Source organism: Micromonospora sp. ATLC16 (assembly GCF_057196645.1).
Genome location: NZ_JBXUOW010000201.1, coordinates 1 through 224, shown reverse-complemented (window position 1 = coordinate 224; position 224 = coordinate 1). Strand labels below are relative to the sequence as shown.

The window sequence follows — 224 nt, the reverse complement described above, 5'->3', positions numbered from 1 at the left end:
TCTTCGTCATCGATCTGCTCGGCGGGGATCCACTGCCGGGCACCGATCAACGCGTGCCCGACGCCCTCGCGCACGTAGGCCAGGTACACCGTGTTGATGCCGTTCTCGACCACCGCCCCGACCACCAGACCCCGCCGCCGTCGTCGGGCCGCGGTAGCCAGCCCGTCGACCACGAACCGGCGCACCACGCTCATGGCCTCCTCGGTGTCCCACACCGCCCGGTT

The 224-nt window shown here is 70.5% G+C and carries 1 pseudogene; it reads right to left on the bottom strand.

Annotation, left to right across the window (positions count from 1 at the left end):
• Positions 1 to 224: pseudogene (locus tag AC2CHE_RS27045) on the bottom strand (IS701 family transposase); the annotation flags it as partial.